The organism is Streptomyces sp. D2-8, assembly GCF_023184515.1.
Taxonomy (GTDB): Bacteria; Actinomycetota; Actinomycetes; order Streptomycetales; family Streptomycetaceae; genus Streptomyces.
On sequence record NZ_JAAHBP010000011.1, the window covers coordinates 1 to 19,313 of the forward strand.

Here is a 19,313-nt window from a genome sequence, read left to right on the forward strand (position 1 = left end):
CGGGTCGGCGAGGATGCGGGCGATGGCGACGCGGTCGTCCTCGGCCTGGGCGAGGCGGTAGCCCGTCTTCAGGAACTCCCGCATGTCCTCCACGGTGCCGTCGAGCGCCTCGTTGGCCTCGCGGGTGACTCCGCGGCCGCTGTCCTCGTCGGCCAGGATGCGCAGGATCGCGACACGGAGGTCATGCTCGTCCATCTCGTCCACCGGCGTGCCGTCCGTCTGCGACGTCGCCGTCACCGCGGTGGACGCGGATGGCGAGCCGGCGGCGAAGGCCGGGGAGGTGAGCAGGATGGCCGGCGTCAGGACGGTGGCGGCGACGATCAGTGCACCGCGGGTGAGTCTCATGCGTGGACCTGCCTTCAGGTGTAGGGAATCGGGGTGAGCGGGGCGGGCACCGGACGGGTGCCGTGGCCACCGACCCGGGCATGCTCGCATTCCCGGTTCGGTGGATCACTGCCAAGGGCGGGCAGTCCTCGGGCTGTGCCGTTGCCGGTGTGTGGCCGAGGGCCACCCGGCACACCCGTCACTTCGAACTGCGCAGTGCCGCCCACGTTTCGGGTCCGACCTTGCCGTGGGAGTTCAGTCCCCCGGCGCGCTGGAACTTCCGCACCGCCGCGTCGGTGTCCTTGCCGAACCGGCCGTCCTCGCCCGTGCCGCCCACGTCGTAGCCGCGTTCGGTCAGCATGCACTGCACCTGGACGACGCGCCGGCCACGGTCGCCGCGCCGGGTGAGTTCGGTGCCGGAGTAGTGGGTGCACTCGGAGATCCAGGGCGGGGTGGCGGGTCTCGTCGCAGTCCCGGTGGGGGCCGGGGCGCTGTCGCCGCTCCCGGTATCGGCGCTGCCGGAGGTCGCGGTGGCGCCGTCGGGGGTGGCTCCTGCTCCGCCGGCACGACCCGCTGGCCTTGACGAATCACTGTCGGCGTCTTCCCGCGCTTCCTCCTTCGCCTCCTCCGTGCCGGGCTTCTTCTCCCCGGTGGCGGAGGGTGAGGCGGAGGAGCCGGGCAGGACCGAGGCCGGTCCGTCGATGTGAGTGACGTCGGTGGAGGCTGTCGGCGAGGCCAATGCCGTGTCGTAGAAGTCCGGACGGGTGAGGAGGAAGGCGCCCGCGGCCACGACGAACACGGCGATGACGCCTGCGATGGCGAGATAGGGCGCCTGTCGCTTACGGCGGTCAGCGTGCTCGCCGGTGGGGGGCGCGGCGGAGGAGGCGTCCTGAACGGGCGGCGTCGCCGGGTCGCGGTGCCGTTCCGGCGGCGTCGGCGCACGGAAGTGGCCGGTCTCCTCGGCGGAGGAACGTTCCAGCAACTGACAGCCCCGCTGCCGGGCGAGCAGCCGGGTGGCCAGCGGTTCCTGCCAGGAAGGAGTGGGGCCGTGACCGGTCGCCGCGGCCGCGTCGACCAACTGCTGCGGGGTGGGTCGCCCGACCGGGTCCTTGGCGAGGCAGGCGGACAGCAGCGCGGCCAACGCGGGGGCGGCGGACGTCAGTTCGGCCATGACTTCTTGCTTGGGCTCTTCGAAGGCGACCCGGTGCATGACGTCCACGCCCGTGCCGTCCCCGAAGGGGGCCCGCCTGGTGGCGGCGTAGACGATCGTGCACGCGAGAGAGAAGACGTCGGAGGCGGTGTCGCAGCGGCCCTCGCGCAGGTACTCGGGCGCCATGTAGGCCGGCGTGCCGACCCGGTTGCCGGTCGTGGTGATCGAGCTGCTGTCGACGGCCCGCGCGATGCCGAAGTCGATGACGTGCGCGCCCTGCGGCGACAGGATCACGTTGGACGGCTTGAGATCCCGGTGTACGACCCCGGCGGCGGCCAGCGCCGACAGCGCCCGCCCCAGCTCCGCCACCAGCTTCCACACCCCGGCGGGCTCGAGCGCACCGCACTCGCGGACGGCGTCGGCGAGGTTGAGGCCGGGCAGGTACCGGGTGGCCATCCACAGCAACTCGTCCTCGAACCCGCTGCCGAGCAGGTGGGGCGCGTGCGGCGTACGCAGCCGGGTGTGCACGGAGGCCTCCCGCTCGAAGCGCCGCCGGAACCGGGGGTCTTCGGCGTACTCGGGGCGGATCACCTTGACGGCGGCGAGACCGGGGGTGCCTTCCGCGGGGCGGGCGAGGTAGACGCGGCCCATGCCGCCGCTGCCGAGTAACCCGAGGGGCACGTAGGGGCCGATCTGCCCCGGATCCCTGGCACGTAAGGGACTCGCGCCGGCCTGCTCCAACGCGGCGTACCCGGACGCCGGAGAGTGCGGCGGCATCGGCCGTTGGTCTGACATGGCTCCCCCGATGTGCTGCGGACCCGCAACTAACGCTCGCGTCACGGCAGTTTGACGGAAGGCTACCGTCCAGACGAACGGCCCGCCGGAGATCCGGCGGGCCGTAGATCACGTGTGTACGTGTGTACTTGTGCCGTCAGCCGTGGACCGAGCTGGCCTGGTTGTCCTTGGAACCCAGGTCGCTCACGTAGCCCTTCGCGCTGAGCTTGATGTTCCAGCCGCTGGTGCTGCCGTTCTCGTATCGAGCCAGCTTCCCCGTGTCCCCGTCCCCCTGGTTGTTCCGCCACGACGACGTCTTGTTGTCGAAGCCGTAGTCATCGAGGTTCTGCCAGTGCTCGTCCTTGAAGATGAGCCGTTTGCCCTCGCCCTTCTTGTACTGGTACAGGCACAGCCAGTCGCGTGCGCAGGCGGGCACGGCGGCGGCGCCCACCTCGGCGGCGCCGAGTGCCACCGAGTCGGCGGCCCGGTTGTAGCCGGACGCCTTTTCACCGGCTGCCGCGCTGCTGTAGCAGCGGATGTCGTCCTGCGTGAAGACCGCGCAGGTGTGGGCGCCCTGCCAGCCCTTGGACAGGTCGATGGTCTTGCCCTGGTACGAGGCCAGAACCCCGTGACCGGCGGACGGCTGGGCCTGTGCCGCTCCTGTCGAGACGAGCACCCCCAGGGTGGCCGTCGCGATCGCAGTGGTCATCAAGCGTGCTGTGCGCATGTCACTCCTTGTGTGGTCGAAGCGCCATCCCCCGTGGCGGCGCACACATCACTCTGGACGTCGTCGCAGCGAAGCAGTACCTGCAATGTTTCAGGGTGGTGCCGGGAGTTCGCACCACACGGTCCGGCCTCCGGGGCCCGTCCGTGACTCCAAGAACGCCGAGGGCCCGGTCCTGGTGTTCCCCCACCAGGACCGGGCCCTCTTCGTCGATTACGTCAGCAGTTCTTGCTGACGACGTCCTTCCACGTGTTCCCCGTGCCCGTGTACCGCTTGCCGTTGAAGTGCACGGGCTTGCGGTTGGCCTCCGTCGGGATGCCGTTGGACTTGTACCGCTGCTCGTAGTGCAGGTGCGCCCAGCCGCCGCTGTTGCTGCCGGTGGCGCCGATGCGGCCGATCCTGGTCTTCGCGGTGACCGTGTCGCCCTTCTGGACGTACTTGTCGTGCTTGTCCTTGAGGTGGTAGTACGCCGTGTACCAGCCGCTGCCGTGGTCGACGACGATGACGTTGCCTGCGCCCCGGTCCCAGAAGGTGCGGGCCACCTTGCCCTTGTAGCCGGGGTACACCGACTTGCCCGACGACCCCGTGTTGCCCTTCACGACGATGTCCAGGGCCGGATTGTGGCCGCTGCCGTAGGTATCGAGCCGCCAGTGGGTGTTGCAGGCGAACGGCATCTGGAACGTGGGCTCGGCCGCCACGGTCACGTCGGCCGCCGGGGTGGAGGTCGGTGCCGCCGTGGCCGCACCGGCGGACTCGAGGCCGAAGGAGAGCGCGAGCGCACCGGCCGCGAGTCCCACGGCCGCCGTGCGGCGGGTCATGTCTGTTGTCCTCATCCGTATCTCCCCGTTGATGTTCTGCTGTCGTTCTTGTGTCGCTCTCGGTGCCGACTCGTCGAGCATCCGGTGGCAGCCGCGAACGCGGTACCTCGAAAGTCGTAGGGTTCAGCAGGTTGACACCCACTCGTGGGAGCGGATCACCAGGCCGCCGGGGTCGGGAAAATTGATCTTCTGGAGTTCCTGGAGGCATCCGAACGGCTTCTTCCTGTCGGCCTCGCGGAAGAGCTTGACGTCGGCGTGCGGATCCCCGGTGTAGCCGTTGTTGAAGGCCGACCTCGGCCTGGTGGTCTTCGCCCAGTCGCAGATGACGTTGCCGCCGCCAGCGGGCGGAGTTGCTCGACGAGCTCCTCGGCGGTGGGCAGGGGGGCGTGCGGCTCACCGCGCAGGCGTGCCGCGCACAGGGCGACCAGCACCTGGAAGTACCGCTTGCCACGGTCGAGCGGGAAGGCGGACGCGGTGCGGGTCCCGCCCCTCGGGCCGGTGCGGTCGAGATAGTCGTGGCGCGGGGCCCATACGTCGAAGCTCAGCAACTCGCTCCCGGCCGGCAGGACCACGCGCGAGAACTCGAAGGGCACCGGGGCGTCGAGCCGGCCGGGAGGGACCTTGATGTGCTCGCCGGCACCTTCCGGGTTCTCGGCCACGTACGTCTGTGCGCTGCTCAGGTTGCTGAGTCTCCAGTAGGCGCCCGCGGCCGTGATCTCGCCGGCCTCTCTGGAGACGCCCTCGTGCGGGATGACCAGGTGCGGACCGTGTGGTCGTGCGGCCCGGCCGAAGGTCAGGGACTCGCAGGGGTCGAGGTGAATGTGATCGTCCGGGCCTGAGCTGTCCATGGGCACGACAATGATGCTGTGCATGACGGCTTCCTCCCCCTGAAGAAACTGAGCCCAGGGTAGGAGGGGAGAGTGCGCTTACCTCAAGGTTGGGCAAAATCGGCGTGTCACTTCTTGCCGGGCGGCGCGTACTCCTCCAGGAAGTGGGCGATGCGGCCGGCGTAGGCGCGGACGTCCGGGGGCACGCCGCCCGCCGCGTTCACCGTCCGGTACGACCTGCGGTACGCGGCCGCGATCTGGACCCGCCGGTCGCCCGGCAGGTCCGCGTGCAGGCGCGGTGCGATCCAGCACAGGTAGCGGCCCATCGCCGGGATGGACTCGGCGGGTGGGAAGGGGGGCTGGGGGACCGTCTCGCCGGGGGTGCCGTCCTCGTTCATCCACCAGCGCAGGACGCTCGGGGTCCAGCGGGCGATGCCGTACTCGTTGTCGGCGGGGTCGGAGAGGTCCGGGTCGAAGTCGCTCTCCACCTTCAGCATGGCGGCGATCAGGACCGGGGTGACCTCCTTCTGGTCGCAGTCGTGCGCCGTCTCGACGATCAGCAGGCGGTAGGCGGGCGGAACGCCCCGGTCGGTGCGCAGTTCCGAGGCGCCGTACGCGGCGGCGGTGACGTTCGCGGTCGCGCCGGAGCCGCTGCCGCCGGTGCCCCCGGCGCCGGCCCAGACGCTGATGCCGTAGCCGAGGGCGGCCAGGGCCGTGGCCGCCGAGACCAGGACGGCCGCGACGGACCTGCGGCGGAAGCGATGGCGGGCGGGGTGCGGGCCGGGCAGGCGGAAGGCGCGCCGGGCCGGGCCGGCGGCCGCTGTCACGCGCCGCAGCAGCGCCGCGCAGCCGATGCGCTGCTGGTGCGTGCGGGTCAGGCAGGCGCGCACGATCTCCCGCCAGTCGTCGGGCAGTTCGGGCGACAGGCGCAGTTCGTCGACGCCGCGGGCGTAGGCCGCCGCCGCGTCGCGGCGGGCGGTCGGGGTGGCGCCGGGCAGCGGCAAGGAGCCGGTGAGCACGAGGTGGGCGAGGACGCCGAAGGCCCAGATGTCGGCGGACGGGCGGATGCGGCGGCCGCGTTCGCCGATCTCGGTCCACAGGAGTTCCGGCGGGGTGTAGTCGGGGGTGGAGAAAGCCGGCGTGTAGGCGTGGGTGCCCTCCAGCTCGGCGGCCATGTTGAAGTCGGCGAGGCGCACCGAACCGTCCGCCATCAGCAGCACGTTGGCCGGTTTGAGGTCGCCGTGCACCCAGCCGGCGTCGTGCAGCTGGGCGAGGCCCTCGGCGATCTGCGCGAGCAGCGCGGGACCGGACGCGGGCCGGGGCGTGGCGGCGAGCAGGGCCGACAGACTGCCCTCGGCCTTCTCCAGGACGAGGACGGTGGCGCCGTCCAGATCCGGATGGCCCGGGTCGTCGACCGTCAGCGTCTGGTACATCCGCACCAGCCGCGGATGCCTCAGCCGCCGGTACAGCTCGACCTCCCGCTCGACCAGTTCGCGCAGGTGGGTCAGCCGGCGGGGCGTGGCCGTCCCGGTGGGCAGGAACTTCAGCGCGGCCGTGGGCGGCAGTCCGGTGCCGTCACCGACGCGCCGGGCCGCGTACACGCTGCCGAAGGCGCCCGTCGCGATGGGCTCGCGCACCTCCCAGACGCCGACCCGGTAGCCCTTGGGCACGGGCACGGCGTACGCCTCGGTCACCCTCTCGCCCCGGCCCGGTCGAGGTCGGGCGCGAGTCCGACGGGGGCCCGGTTTCGCTCGTCCTCCGTGGTCGGCGGAGGTTCCACGACGATGCTGTACAAGGTGCTCTCCCCGTGCCTGAACAGCTACCACCGTCAGACTAGGGCGACGCACCAGGGCCGTGCCCCCCTCGTACGGGTGAGACACGGCCCTTGGATGTGATTGGCGTGAACTGGTCCGGTCGACCGGGCCCGTTCAGTACCGGGGGCGGTTGAACCAGGCCTTGCCGCCCGCGTTGCCGACGAAGACGGCCACCAGGATGGCCAGGACGGTGTGCACCAGGCCGACGATGACGAACGGGTAGATGCCGAGGACCGCCGTGATGATGGCGAAGACCAGGATGGTGATCCGGGCGCCGTTGCCGCCGTTCTTGAACTTGGTCGCCAGGACGGCCGCGAACACCAGCCAGGCCAGGCCGAACACCACGTAGCCCCAGATCAGGCCGGTCGAATCGCCGACCAGGTCCTGGAAGGCGGTGTTGTCCTTGAGGGACTCGTCGTCCTTCGCGGCGTTGAGGGCCACGGCGGAGAAGGCGAAGATGGCCACGCCGAGGACCTGCAGACCGACGATCACCCACATCATCACGCGGGCCGCGCTCACCGAGCCGGGCATCGTGGTCGGCGCGGCGGGGCCGCCGTAGGGGGAGACCGGAGGGGCCTGCGGGTAGCCGTAACCGGGAGCCTGCCCCTGGTCCTGCGGGTAGCCGTAGCCCGGCTGCTGCGGCTGCTGCCCCTGGGGAGCGCCGTAGGGGTTGTTCGGGTCGCCGTAGCTCATGGGGGACTTTCCTCCGTTGAAATCCGAGTGCGGGGACGACGCGTGACATCCGCACGGAGGAAAGTTCTTCAGTATTGCGACCGTCCCCCCGTTGAGCTGCCCGCGGCACTTGTCGGCTCATCGTTCTTCACCACTGACCGGCTTGTCCAGCCGCATTCCCGATGTGTTGTGCAAGTGCAACATCGCTGATCATGGGCGGATACGGGAGGACGAACCCCCGGTGCCCGGATTGCGGCCGGATTGGAACCGTGGCGGGGTCATCCGCGAGGATGGAGCCATGACCGCCCAGATTCTCGATGGCAAGGCCACCGCAGCCGCGATCAAGTCCGATCTGACCGCCCGCGTGGCGGCGCTGAAGGAGAAGGGCGTCATGCCCGGCCTCGGCACGATCCTGGTCGGGGACGACCCCGGCAGCCAGAAGTACGTCGCCGGCAAGCACCGCGACTGCGCGCAGGTGGGGATCGCCTCCATCCAGCGCGAACTGCCCGCCACGGCGACCCAGGAGGAGATCGAGCGGGCCGTCCGCGAGCTCAACGAGGACCCGGCCTGCACCGGGTACATCGTGCAACTGCCGCTGCCCAAGGGCATCGACGAGAACCGCATCCTCGAGCTGATGGACCCGGACAAGGACGCGGACGGGCTGCACCCGATGAACCTGGGGCGCCTCGTCCTCAACGAGCCCGCCCCGCTGCCCTGCACCCCGAACGGCGTGCTGACCCTGCTCCGCCGCTACGGCGTGGAGATCAAGGGCGCCGAGGTCGTGGTCGTCGGACGCGGCGTGACCATCGGCCGGCCGATGCCGCTGCTGCTCACCCGCCGCAGCGAGAACGCCACCGTGACGCAGTGCCACACCGGCACCCGTGACCTGTCGGCGCACCTCAAGCGCGCGGACATCATCGTGGCCGCCGCCGGTTCCGCCCATCTGATCCGTGCCGAGGACGTGAAGCCCGGCGCGGCCGTCCTCGACGTCGGCGTCTCCCGCAGCGCCGAGGGCAAGATCGTGGGCGACGTCCACCCCGACGTCGCCGAGGTCGCCGCCTGGATCTCCCCGAACCCCGGCGGGGTCGGCCCGATGACCCGTGCCCAGCTGCTCGTCAACGTGGTCGAGGCGGCGGAGCGCAGTGTCGGCTGAGCAGGGGGCCCCGAGCGGGCACGAGTCACCCGAGGAACTCACGGTCCGGGACCCCGTCAGCGCGCCCGACGCCGAAGGGCGGCCGCGGCGGGTCACCCGGCGCTTCCCGCTGTTCACCAAGGACACCGCGCGGCCCGAGGGCGGTGGCCGGGCGGCGCCCGGGGACGCTCCCGCGCCGGCGCGGCAGTGGCCCGTGCTCGCCGTGCTGGGGCTGGCCGGGGTCGGCCTGCTGGTGACCGCGTTCGGCCAGTTCCGGATCGGGACGCTGCTGATCGGTGTCGCCCTGCTGGGCGGTGGCGTGATGCGCTGGCTGCTGCCGGACGTCGGCATGCTCGCCGTCCGCTCCCGCTTCACGGACATCGTCACCTACGGCCTGCTGGGCAGCGTGATCGTCCTGCTCGCGCTGATGGTGCAGCCGAATCCGTGGCTGCAGATCCCGTTCCTGAAGGACACCCTGCACTTCACGGTCACCAACGAATGACGGGGACGGCGGCCCGTCCTCTCCCCCGAGGAAGGACGGGCCGCCGCCCACGACCCACCCTCCTGCACCCCGAACGGCCTGTTCAACGGCTGTCAGTGCGCTGTGGCACGGAAGTGACAGTTCCGGTACGTCTCGCTTTCGATACGGCACAAAGTCGTATGTCGACGGGGTTGGCAGGGACAATCGGGACGGTCCAGGGTGTATCGCGCGCGGTCACCATGCTCCTGTGCGCCCCCCGTCAGGGAACTGAGATCCTGAGTGGGCGCATCCCTGTGGGTATCCAGAACGGGGACTCGGCCCAGGCCGCCACGCGCGGGGCGAACAGCGCGAGAAATATCAGCACGACCGGGGGGAAGAGGGGGAGCAATGCCTCGTTGGAGGGCCTTGCCGGATGAGCTCGATCCACAGATCAGGGAGTTCACCAGCCAGCTGCGCAGGCTCGTGGACCGCAGCGGACTCGGCATCGCGTCGGTGGCGGACCGCACGGGCTACAGCAAGACGTCGTGGGAGCGTTACCTGAACGGCCGGCTGCTCGCGCCGAAGGGCGCGATCGTGGCCCTTGCCGAGGTCACCGGCACCAATCCGGTGCACCTGACCACCATGTGGGAGCTCGCCGAGCGTGCCTGGAGCCGCTCGGAGATGCGGCACGACATGACGATGGAGGCCATCCGGATCTCCCAGGCGCGCGCCGCGCTCGGGGAGTTCGGCGGGCAGGACTTCACCGACCCCAAGGCCGGTGGCAAGGCGGCCTCGGCGGGCGAGGGCAGAGCGGCCTCCGCGGGCAGCGGCAAGCCCGCCCGCCGGAGCGGCAGCTCCACGGTCACCCCGGGCATCGCGGGACCGGCCGGTGTGGCCCCGAGCGTGCCGGTGCAGCCGACGGCTCCCGAGGTCCAGGACTCCACCGGCGCGGGTGTGCGGGAGGAGAGCGGCCGGGCCGCCGCGCCCGAGGTCAACTCGTGGGGGATGGCCGGGTACCAGGGCCCGTCGCGGACGGGCGGGCGCTCCGCCGGTCCGGGCGCCGACAGGGGATCCGGGACCCCCACCGGGTCGCCCGGCGGCCCCGGCCGGGCATCCGGCGCCGGGGCGGGTTCGTACGGCGAACCGCATGACGCCGTCCCGGGCCGGGCCGGTGGTGCCGGGGGGACCCGCCGCGCCGCCTCCGCGCCCGCGGGCAAGAAGCGGACCGCGACCTTCCTCGCGGGCGTCGTGGGCGTACTCGTGGTGATCGCCGGCGCGTTCTACCTCACCGGCGGCGGTGGCGACGACGAGGCCAAGGGCGGCGCCAAGTCGCCCTCGCCGACCGTCAGCACCGACCCGAAGCTGCCGCCCGGTGTGAAGTGCAGCGGCGACAGCTGCACCGGCAAGGACGCGGAGGCCATGGGGTGCAGCGGTGACCTGGTGACCACGGCCCAGACCGCGACCGTCGGCACGACCGTCGTCGAGGTCCGCTACAGCGAGACCTGCAAGGCGGCCTGGGGGCGTATCACCCAGGCGGTACAGGGCGACGAGGTCCAGATCAGCTCGGGCAAGGCGAAGCAGACCGGCAGCATCACCGCGGCCGGGGACGCCATCGCCTACACCCCGATGGTGGCCGTGAAGAGCGCCGCGGACGCCAAGGCCTGCGCGACGCTGGCGGCCGGGCAGCAGGGCTGCACCGACTAGGGGAGCGGTCCGCCGGGCCGGGGGAAGAATCTCCGAAGGGGGCAGGAATGCCCACCGGGATCGGGGGCAGGCGAACCGTACCCCCACGGGAGTCCGGCATGGTCGGTATCCCCCCAGGCGGCCGCCTTCGTCCTCCTCTCCCGGACGGGCGGCCGCCTCTCGCGTGGGGTGCGGGGGCGTACGCCGGGGCGGGGACGGTGTTGTGGGCCGGGCCACACCGACCCGGACGTCCGGGATCCCGGATGCGCGATAGCCTGACCGCTGGATGGATCTCTTGACGCCAAGAGATCGATCAAACGTCCGGGGCAGGGACCGCCCCACCGCCAGCTGTCATACGGAGAACGCCATGACCCGCACTCCCGTGAACGTCACCGTCACCGGCGCGGCCGGCCAGATCGGTTACGCCCTGCTCTTCCGCATCGCCTCCGGTCAGCTGCTCGGCGCGGACGTGCCGGTGAAGCTGCGCCTGCTGGAGATCACGCCCGCCCTGAAGGCGGCCGAGGGCACGGCCATGGAGCTGGACGACTGCGCGTTCCCGCTCCTGCAGGGCATCGACATCACGGACGACCCGAACGTCGCCTTCGACGGCACCAACGTCGGTCTGCTCGTCGGCGCCCGCCCCCGCACCAAGGGCATGGAGCGCGGCGACCTGCTGGAGGCCAACGGCGGCATCTTCAAGCCGCAGGGCAAGGCCATCAACGACCACGCCGCGGACGACGTCAAGATCCTGGTCGTCGGCAACCCGGCCAACACCAACGCCCTCATCGCCCAGGCCGCCGCGCCGGACGTACCGGCCGAGCGGTTCACCGCGATGACCCGCCTGGACCACAACCGCGCGCTGACCCAGCTCGCGAAGAAGACGGGCTCGACGGTCGCCGACATCAAGCGCCTGACCATCTGGGGCAACCACTCCGCCACCCAGTACCCCGACATCTTCCACGCCACCATCGCCGGCAAGAACGCCGCCGAGGTCGTGAACGACGAGAAGTGGCTGGCCGACGACTTCATCCCGACCGTCGCCAAGCGCGGCGCCGCCATCATCGAGGCCCGTGGCGCCTCGTCGGCCGCGTCCGCCGCCAACGCCGCCATCGACCACGTCTACAGCTGGGTCAACGGCACCGCCGACGGCGACTGGGTCTCCATGGGCATCCCGTCGGACGGCTCCTACGGCGTCCCGGAGGGCCTCATCTCCTCCTTCCCCGTCACCACCAAGGGCGGCACGTACGAGATCGTCCAGGGCCTGGAGATCAACGAGTTCTCCCGCGCCCGGATCGACGCCTCCGTCAAGGAGCTCGAGGAGGAGCGCGAGGCGGTCCGCGGCCTCGGCCTCATCTGACCGAGCCTCTCCCGCTCGTACGCGGGCCCCGTACCGGTTCCTTCCGGTACGGGGCCCGCGGTCTTTCCCTCAGCGTTTTTCCGGAGCCGCCGGTCGCGGGCGCATCCGCGCGAGGTACTCGCCGTGAGCGACGCCGGCCGGCTCGGCGCGTTCACCACCCGTGACGGGCGTTCCCCGAGCGCACGGCGGACGCCCGTCGCCCTGATCGAGGAGTACGCCCGCCATGGCGGGCATCTGTGGGTGTTTTGGGGGCATTCGCCCGCATCTCCCGTGACACAGCGCACTTTCGGCCATGGACGCGCATGCATCCGAGGGAGTAGGGCAGGCGAACTCGGTCTCTTAGTGACACGTATGTGACGCAGGGGCGCTGATCAGGAACGGAAGGCAAAGAGCGATCATGGCGGAAAGTACCGAACTTCAGGCGCGTCAAACCATCCATGCGGGAGGAGAGTGGCGTGCGGCCACCTCCGGAGCCACCCGCGAGGTCCTCGACCCAGCGGACGCCCTGCCCTTCGCCGTGGTCGCGGAGGGTGACGAGAAGGACACCGATCTGGCGATCGCCGCGGCCCGGCGCGCCTTCGACCAGGGGCCCTGGCCGCGCACGCCCGTCACCGAGCGGGCCGCGCTGCTGAGGCGCGTCGCCGACCTGCTCGTGCGGGACCGCGAGGAGCTGGGCCGGCTGGAGGCCCGCGACGCCGGCAAGACCGTCGAGGAGGGCCGTGTCGACATCGACTGCGTCGCCGACGCCTTCCGCTACTTCGCCGACCTGGTCGCCGGCGAGGCCCCCGGCCGGGTCGTGGACGCCGGCTCGACCGACATCCACAGCGTCGTCGTGCACGAGCCCGTCGGCGTCTGCGCGATGATCACGCCCTGGAACTACCCGCTGCTCCAGGCCAGTTGGAAGATCGCCCCCGCTCTCGCCGCCGGCAACACCTTCGTCGTCAAGCCGAGCGAGATCACGCCGATGACGACGATCGCGCTCATCGAGCTGCTCGTCGAGGCCGGGCTCCCCGAAGGGGTCGCCAACATCGTCACCGGGCCGGGCCACTCCGTCGGTGCGCGCCTGTCCGAGCACCCCGACGTCGACCTGGTCTCCTTCACCGGCGGCCTGGTCAGCGGCACCAAGGTCGCCGAGGCCGCCGCCCCGACCGTCAAGAAGGTCGCCCTCGAACTCGGCGGCAAGAACCCCAACGTCGTCTTCGCCGACGCCTGCGCCACCGAGGAGGGCTTCGACACCGCCGTCGACCAGGCCCTCAACGCCGCCTTCATCCACAGCGGCCAGGTCTGCTCGGCCGGCGCCCGCCTCATCATCGAGGAGTCCGTCCGGGACCGCTTCGTCACCGAACTCGCCCGGCGTGCCGACAAGATCCGCCTCGGCCGCGGCACCGAGGACGGCGTCGAGTGCGGCCCGCTCGTCTCCGAGCAGCAGCGCGCCAAGGTCGAGATGTACGTCGAGTCCGCCCTCAAGGAAGGCGCGGTGCTGCGCTCCGGCGGCAAGCGCCCCGAGCCGTCACCGCAGCGCCCGGAGAACGGCTACTTCTACGAGCCGACCGTCCTCGACCACTGCCACCGTGAGATGCGCGTCATCCGGGAGGAGGTCTTCGGGCCGGTCCTCACCGTCGAGACCTTCCGTACCGAGGACGAGGCCGTCGCACTCGCCAACGACACCGAGTACGGCCTCGCGGGCGGCGTCTGGACCTCCGACGCGGGCCGCGCCCGCCGTGTGGCCGGGCGGCTGCGCCACGGCACGATCTGGATCAACGACTTCCACCCCTACCTGCCGCAGGCGGAGTGGGGCGGTTTCGGCAAGAGCGGAGTGGGCCGCGAACTCGGCCCCGCCGGGCTCGCCGAGTACCGCGAGACCAAGCACGTCTACCAGAACCTCGCTCCGAAGCCGGTGCGCTGGTTCGCGGGCTGACCCGTTCCCCGTCGGGCTGCCGACCCCCCATCCCGGGCTGACCTCCACACCCCGGGATGACGTCCCCATCCCCGAAGCCCGTCCCTTCATCCCCACTGGAGCAAGTACGCCATGTCCCACACCAGTCACGAGTACGACTATGTCGTGATAGGCGGCGGAACCGCAGGTTCCGTGATCGCCTCCCGCCTGACCGAGAATCCGGACGTCACCGTGGCCGTCATCGAGGGCGGCCCCAGCGACGTCGGCCGTGACGACGTGCTGACCCTGCGCCGTTGGATGGGCCTGCTCGGCGGCGAGCTCGACTACGACTACCCCACCACCGAACAGCCACGCGGAAACTCGCATATCCGGCACAGCCGGGCCCGCGTCCTGGGCGGCTGCTCCTCGCACAACACCCTGATCGCCTTCAAGCCGCTGCCCGCCGACTGGGACGAGTGGGAGGCCGCCGGCGCCAAGGGCTGGGGCGCGGTGCAGATGGAGGCGTACTTCGCCCGGCTGCTCAACAACGTCGTCCCGGTCGACGAGAAGGACCGGAACGCCATCGCCCGCGACTTCGTCGACGCGGCCCAGGAGACGCTCGGTGTCCCGCGCGTCGAGGGCTTCAACAAGAAGCCGTTCACCGAGGGCGTCGGCTTCTTCGACCTCGCCTACCACCCCGAGAACAACAAGCGGTCCTCGGCGTCGGTGGCCTACCTCCACCCGGTGATGGACGAGCGCCCCAACCTGACGATCCTGCTGGAGACCTGGGCGTACAAGCTGGAGCTGGACGGCGACCGCGCCGAGGGCGTCCACGTGCGCACCAAGGACGGTGAGGAGATCCTCGTCAAGGCCCGCAACGAGGTCGTGCTGTGTGCCGGCGCCGTCGACTCGCCCCGGCTGCTGATGCACTCAGGCATCGGCCCCAAGGCCGACCTGGAGAAGCTCGGCATCCCCGTCACGCACGACCTGCCGGGCATCGGCGAGAACCTCCTCGACCACCCCGAGTCGGTCATCGTCTGGGAGACGAACGGCCCCATCCCGGAGAACTCCGCGATGGACTCCGACGCGGGCCTGTTCGTGCGCCGCGACCCCGAACTGCCGCACCCCGACCTGATGTTCCACTTCTACCAGGTCCCGTTCACGGACAACCCGGAGCGACTGGGCTACCAGCGGCCCGAGTTCGGCGTCTCGATGACCCCGAACATCCCCAAGCCGAAGAGCCGCGGCCGGCTGTACCTGACCAGCGCCGACCCCGAGGTCAAGCCCGCGCTGGACTTCCGCTACTTCACCGACGAGGACGACTACGACGGCCGCACCCTCGTCGACGGCATCAGGATCGCCCGCGAGATCGCGGGGACCGAGCCGCTGGCCGGCTGGCTCAAGCGCGAGGTCTGCCCCGGCCCGGACGTCACCGGTGACGAGGAGCTCAGCGAGTACGCCCGCAAGGTCGCGCACACCGTCTACCACCCCGCCGGCACCTGCAGGATGGGCGACGCCGACGACCCCTCCGCCGTCGTCGACCCCGAGCTGCGCATCCGCGGCCTGGAGGGCATCCGCATCGCGGACGCCTCCGTCTTCCCCACCATGACCACCGTCAACCCGATGATCGGCGTGCTCATGGTCGGGGAGAAGGCCGCCGAGCTGATCGGTGGCGGTTCCCGATGACCGCGACCCTCGAACCCCCCACGGAGCAGACCATGGACACCACACCCGTCTTCTCGGTGGAGGGCCTGTGGAAGGTGTTCGGCCCCAAGGCCGACCGCGTTCCCGCCGACCCCGAGCTCGCCGCCCTCGACCCCGCCGAGCTGCGCTCCCGCACCGGCTGCACGGCCGCCGTCCGGGACGTCAGTTTCGACGTGCGCAAGGGCGAGGTCTTCGTCGTCATGGGCCTGTCCGGCTCCGGCAAGTCCACGCTGGTGCGCTGTCTGACCCGGCTGATCGAGCCGACGGCCGGCACCATCGCCATCGACGGCGAGGACGTCCGCGCCATGGACCGCTCCCGGCTGCGCGAACTGCGCCGCCACCGCGCCGCGATGGTCTTCCAGCACTTCGGTCTGCTGCCGCACCGCACCGTCCTCGACAACGTCGCCTACGGCCTGGAGATCCAGGGCATGGGCAAGTCCGAGCGGCGCGAGCGGGCCGCGGAGGTCGTCGCCAAGGTCGGTCTGGAAGGCATGGAGCACCGCCGCCCGGGCCAGCTCTCCGGCGGCCAGCGGCAGCGCGTGGGCCTCGCCCGCGCGCTCGCCGTCGACCCCGAGGTCCTGCTCTTCGACGAGCCGTTCAGCGCGCTCGACCCGCTGATCCGGCGCGACATGCAGGAAGAGGTCATCCGGCTGCACCACGAAGAGGGCCGCACGATGGTCTTCATCACGCACGACCTCCAGGAAGCCCTCAAGCTGGGCGACCGTATCGCCCTGATGCGCGACGGCCGCGTCGTGCAGCTCGGCACGCCCGAGGAGATCGTCGGCTCGCCCGCCGACGAGTACGTGCGCGAGTTCGTCCGGGACGTCCCGCGCGAGCAGGTCCTCACCGTCCGCTCGGCCATGCGCCGCCCCTCGGCGGACCAGGACGGCAGGGGCCCCGCGGTGCGGCCCGACGCGACGGTGTCCGAGGCGATCGAGGCGGTCGCCCGCGCCGGCGCTCCGGCCCGGGTCGTCGACGAGGGCCGGTGCGTGGGCGTCGTCGACGCCGACACGCTCCTCGGCGTGGTCGCCGGGACGGAGCAGACCGCTCCGCCCGGGCCGCGGCAGCCCGAGGAGGCGGTGTGATGGCGACCATCACCGCGTCCCCGCCGCGCCTCGGCCTGCCCGCCCTCCTCAAGCACCCGGCCGTCCGCAAGCTGCTGCTGCTCGCCCTCGCCGCCGCGATCCTCGTGCCGCTGGCCATCGCCCGCTGGTCGAGCGGCACCTGGCCGAGCGCGCTGACCGTCGACTTCTCCGAGCCGCTCGCCAAGGTCAGCGACTGGATCATCGACAACCGCGACAGCCACCCGCTGTTCCTGTACTTCTTCGGCCACGTCAGCAACGTCGTCGTCATCGCCGTACGGGCCGTCTACCTCGCCCTGCTCGCCGTCGGCTGGGCGGGCGTCACGGCCCTGGGCGCGCTGGTCGCCTGGCGCGTGGCGGGCGTGAAGCTGGCGCTCGGCACGGCAGCCGCGTTCCTCGCCTGCGGGCTGCTCGGCATGTGGGTGCCGACCATGCAGACGCTCGCCCTGATGGTCGTCGCGGTCCTCGCGTCGGTCGCGGTGGGCGTGCTGCTCGGTCTCGCCGCCGGGCTGTCCGACCGGATGGACCGCGTGCTGCGGCCGGTCCTGGACACCATGCAGGTGCTGCCCGCCTTCGCCTACCTGCTGCCGGTCGTGCTGGTCTTCGGCATCGGCGTCCCGGCGGCCGTGCTGGCCACCGTCATCTACGCCGCCCCGCCCATGGCCCGCCTGACCTCGCTCGGTCTGCGCGGCGCCGACAAGGAGGTGCTGGAGGCCGTCGAGTCGCTCGGCTCCACGGCGCGCCAGCGCCTGCTGACCGCCCGGGTCCCGCTGGCCCGCAAGGAACTCCTCCTCGGCGTCAACCAGACGATCATGATGGCGCTGTCCATGGCCGTCATCGCGGCCGTCATCGGCGCGGGCGGTCTCGGTGACCGCGTCTACCAGGCCCTGGCCTCGGTCGACGTCGGTGCCGCGCTCGCCGCCGGTATCCCGATCGTGCTGCTGGCCGTCGTCCTGGACCGCGTCACCGGGGCGGCGGGGGAGCGGCTCGGCGCCGAACCCGAGCCCCACAGCGGCCGCGGCTGGCTCTACGCCCTCGCCGGCGTCGTCGTCGTGGCGGTCGCCGGGCGGCTCGCGGGCCGCCTCGACTGGCCCGACGCCTGGGTCGTCGGCATCGCCGAACCCGTCAACCGCGCCGTCGACTGGATGACCGCGCACCTGTACTCGGGCGTCCCCGTCATCGGCGGCACCGCCGACTGGGCGGGCCACTTCACCACCTGGGTCCTCGACCCGGTGCGCGACGGCCTGCAGGCGTTGCCCTGGTGGTCGGTCCTGCTGATCGTCGCCGCCCTGGCCTGGGTGATCGGCACCTGGCGCACCGCGCTCACCGCCGTCCTCGCCATGGCCGCGATCGGTGTCCTCGGCGTCTGGAAGCCGTCCCTGGACACCCTCTCCCAGGTCCTGGCGGCCGTCGCCGTCACCCTGGCCGTCGGCTTCGCCGTCGGTATCGCCGCGGCCCGCAGCGACCGCCTGGAGCGGGCGCTGCGTCCGGTCCTCGACGTGTTCCAGACGATGCCGCAGTTCGTGTACCTGATCCCGGTCGTCGCCCTGTTCGGCGTCGGCCGCGCCCCGGCCGTCGCGGCCGCGATCGTCTACGCGCTGCCGGCCGTCGTCCGCATCACCACCCAGGGCCTGCGCCAGGTCGACCCGGCCGCGCTGGAGGCCTCCGGCTCGCTCGGTGCGACCAGCTGGCAGCAGCTGAGGCAGGTGCAGCTCCCGCTGGCCCGCCCGGCGCTGCTGCTCGCCGTCAACCAGGGCCTCGTCCTGGTCCTCGCCGTCGTCGTCATCGGCGGCCTGGTCGGCGGTGGCGCCCTCGGCTACGACGTCGTCTTCGGCCTCGCCCAGGGCGACCTGGCGACCGGTCTGGTGGCCGGCGGGGCGATCGTCTGCCTCGGCCTGATGCTCGACCGGGTGACCCAGCCCACCGAACGCCGCGCGAAGAAGGGAGCGTGACATGCGAGTCCGTACCACTGCCGCGGTCGCCGCGGTGAGCTCGCTGGCGCTGCTCACCGGCTGCGGCGCCGCCGACATGACCAAGCAGGCCTCGCCCTTCGCGGGCGCGCAGGGCGCCAAGACCGTGACCCTGTCCGTGCAGTCCTGGGTGGGCGCGCAGGCCAACGTGGCCGTCGCCCAGTACATCCTGGAGCACGAGCTGGGCTACCGCGTCGACACCGTCCAGGTGGACGAGGTGCCCGCCTGGGACGCCCTCAGCCAGGGCCGCGTCGACGCGCTCCTGGAGGACTGGGGCCACCCCGAGCAGGAGCAGCGGTACGTCAAGGACAAGAAGACGATCAGCCCCGGCGGTGAACTCGGCGTCACCGGCCACATCGGCTGGTTCGTCCCGACGTACCTCGCCAAGCAGCACCCGGACATCACGAACTGGAAGAACCTCAACAAGTACGCCGATCAGTTCCGCACCCCGGAGAGCGGCGACAAGGGCCAGCTGATGGACGGTTCGCCGTCCTACGTCACCAACGACAAGGCGCTGGTGAAGAACCTGAAGCTGGACTACCAGGTGGTGTTCGCGGGCTCCGAGGCGGCGCAGATCACCCAGATACGGCAGTTCGCCAAGGAGAAGAAGCCCTTCCTCACCTACTGGTACACGCCGCAGTGGCTCTTCAAGAAGGTCCCGATGACCGAGGTGAAGCTGCCGCCGTACAAGGAGGGCTGCGACGCCGATCCGGAGAAGGTCGCCTGCGCCTACCCGCACACGCCGCTGCAGAAGTACCTGAACACGGACTTCGCGAAGAACGGCGGCAAGGCGGCGGCCTTCCTGAAGAAGTTCAAGTGGACGACCGAGGACCAGAACGAGGTCTCCCTGATGATCGCCGACAAGAAGATGACGCCGGAGGACGCGGCGAAGAAGTGGGTGGACAGCCACGAGTCCACGTGGAAGAAGTGGCTGTCCTGAGCGTCC

Annotated in this window: 17 protein-coding genes; 10 read left to right on the forward strand and 7 right to left on the reverse strand. The window is 71.3% G+C overall.

Features of this window, described 5'->3' with window-relative positions; all coding sequences use genetic code 11:
• From G3I77_RS20400 to G3I77_RS20410, 3 genes are all read right to left on the reverse strand, one after another.
• On the reverse strand, positions 1–345 hold a 345-nt coding region (locus G3I77_RS20400), incomplete at its 3' end, for an ALF repeat-containing protein (RefSeq protein WP_248505789.1).
• A 178-nt stretch (positions 346–523) separates the two neighbouring features.
• Positions 524–2,269, reverse strand: a complete 1,746-nt coding sequence (locus tag G3I77_RS20405) for a serine/threonine-protein kinase (protein WP_248505791.1) — start codon at positions 2,267–2,269, stop codon at positions 524–526.
• 136 nt (positions 2,270–2,405) lie between these two features.
• The gene (locus G3I77_RS20410) at positions 2,406–2,975 is read right to left on the reverse strand and encodes a peptidase inhibitor family I36 protein (RefSeq protein WP_248505793.1); all 570 of its coding nucleotides are present in this window, start codon (positions 2,973–2,975) and stop codon (positions 2,406–2,408) included.
• On the opposite strand from G3I77_RS20410, the gene G3I77_RS41225 reads away from it, so the two are divergent.
• Positions 2,974–3,207: a DUF397 domain-containing protein gene (locus G3I77_RS41225; protein WP_374386060.1), complete on the forward strand. Its 234-nt coding sequence runs from the start codon at positions 2,974–2,976 to the stop codon at positions 3,205–3,207. The genes G3I77_RS20410 and G3I77_RS41225 overlap by 2 nt on opposite strands.
• Here the strand turns inward: G3I77_RS41225 and G3I77_RS20415 are convergent.
• The 4 genes from G3I77_RS20415 to G3I77_RS20430 all read right to left on the reverse strand — a co-directional run bounded on the left by G3I77_RS20415 (position 3,191) and on the right by G3I77_RS20430 (position 7,124).
• Complete coding sequence (locus G3I77_RS20415) at positions 3,191–3,790, reverse strand: M23 family metallopeptidase (protein ID WP_248505795.1); 600 nt, start codon at positions 3,788–3,790, stop codon at positions 3,191–3,193. The two genes, G3I77_RS41225 and G3I77_RS20415, sit on opposite strands and share 17 nt — an antisense overlap.
• A 155-nt stretch (positions 3,791–3,945) precedes the next feature.
• Entirely contained in the window at positions 3,946–4,662 is a 717-nt protein-coding gene (locus G3I77_RS20420; protein ID WP_248505798.1) for an FHA domain-containing protein, read from the reverse strand.
• A gap of 83 nt (positions 4,663–4,745) precedes the next feature.
• The gene (locus G3I77_RS20425; RefSeq protein WP_248505800.1) at positions 4,746–6,311 is read right to left on the reverse strand and encodes a protein kinase; all 1,566 of its coding nucleotides are present in this window, start codon (positions 6,309–6,311) and stop codon (positions 4,746–4,748) included.
• A 234-nt stretch (positions 6,312–6,545) separates the two neighbouring features.
• Complete coding sequence (locus G3I77_RS20430) at positions 6,546–7,124, reverse strand: hypothetical protein (protein ID WP_248505802.1); 579 nt, start codon at positions 7,122–7,124, stop codon at positions 6,546–6,548.
• Between the two features lie 277 nt (positions 7,125–7,401).
• On the opposite strand from G3I77_RS20430, the gene G3I77_RS20435 reads away from it, so the two are divergent.
• From G3I77_RS20435 to G3I77_RS20480, 9 genes are all read left to right on the forward strand, one after another.
• Positions 7,402–8,256, forward strand: a complete 855-nt coding sequence (locus G3I77_RS20435) for a bifunctional methylenetetrahydrofolate dehydrogenase/methenyltetrahydrofolate cyclohydrolase (RefSeq protein ID WP_248505805.1) — start codon at positions 7,402–7,404, stop codon at positions 8,254–8,256.
• A complete protein-coding gene (locus G3I77_RS20440) occupies positions 8,246–8,737 on the forward strand; it encodes a DUF3017 domain-containing protein (protein WP_248505807.1) in 492 nt (163 codons plus the stop codon). Before G3I77_RS20435 ends, G3I77_RS20440 begins: the two co-directional genes overlap by 11 nt.
• A gap of 384 nt (positions 8,738–9,121) precedes the next feature.
• Positions 9,122–10,399 carry an XRE family transcriptional regulator gene (locus G3I77_RS20445; protein WP_248505808.1) on the forward strand — a complete coding sequence of 426 codons (1,278 nt, stop codon included), beginning with the start codon at positions 9,122–9,124 and terminating at the stop codon, positions 10,397–10,399.
• Between the two features lie 346 nt (positions 10,400–10,745).
• Complete coding sequence (locus G3I77_RS20450; protein WP_248505809.1) at positions 10,746–11,735, forward strand: malate dehydrogenase; 990 nt, start codon at positions 10,746–10,748, stop codon at positions 11,733–11,735.
• Between the two features lie 397 nt (positions 11,736–12,132).
• Complete coding sequence (locus G3I77_RS20460) at positions 12,133–13,653, forward strand: aldehyde dehydrogenase family protein (protein ID WP_248505811.1); 1,521 nt, start codon at positions 12,133–12,135, stop codon at positions 13,651–13,653.
• Between the two features lie 111 nt (positions 13,654–13,764).
• Positions 13,765–15,297, forward strand: coding sequence for a GMC family oxidoreductase (locus G3I77_RS20465; RefSeq protein WP_248505812.1), 1,533 nt, complete (start codon positions 13,765–13,767; stop codon positions 15,295–15,297).
• Entirely contained in the window at positions 15,294–16,400 is a 1,107-nt protein-coding gene (locus tag G3I77_RS20470; RefSeq protein WP_248505813.1) for a glycine betaine/L-proline ABC transporter ATP-binding protein, read from the forward strand. Before G3I77_RS20465 ends, G3I77_RS20470 begins: the two co-directional genes overlap by 4 nt.
• Positions 16,400–18,349, forward strand: a complete 1,950-nt coding sequence (locus tag G3I77_RS20475; protein WP_248505814.1) for a proline/glycine betaine ABC transporter permease — start codon at positions 16,400–16,402, stop codon at positions 18,347–18,349. Before G3I77_RS20470 ends, G3I77_RS20475 begins: the two co-directional genes overlap by 1 nt.
• A gap of 1 nt (position 18,350) precedes the next feature.
• Entirely contained in the window at positions 18,351–19,307 is a 957-nt protein-coding gene (locus G3I77_RS20480; protein WP_248505816.1) for an ABC transporter substrate-binding protein, read from the forward strand.
• The last annotated feature ends 6 nt before the right edge of the window (positions 19,308–19,313 follow it).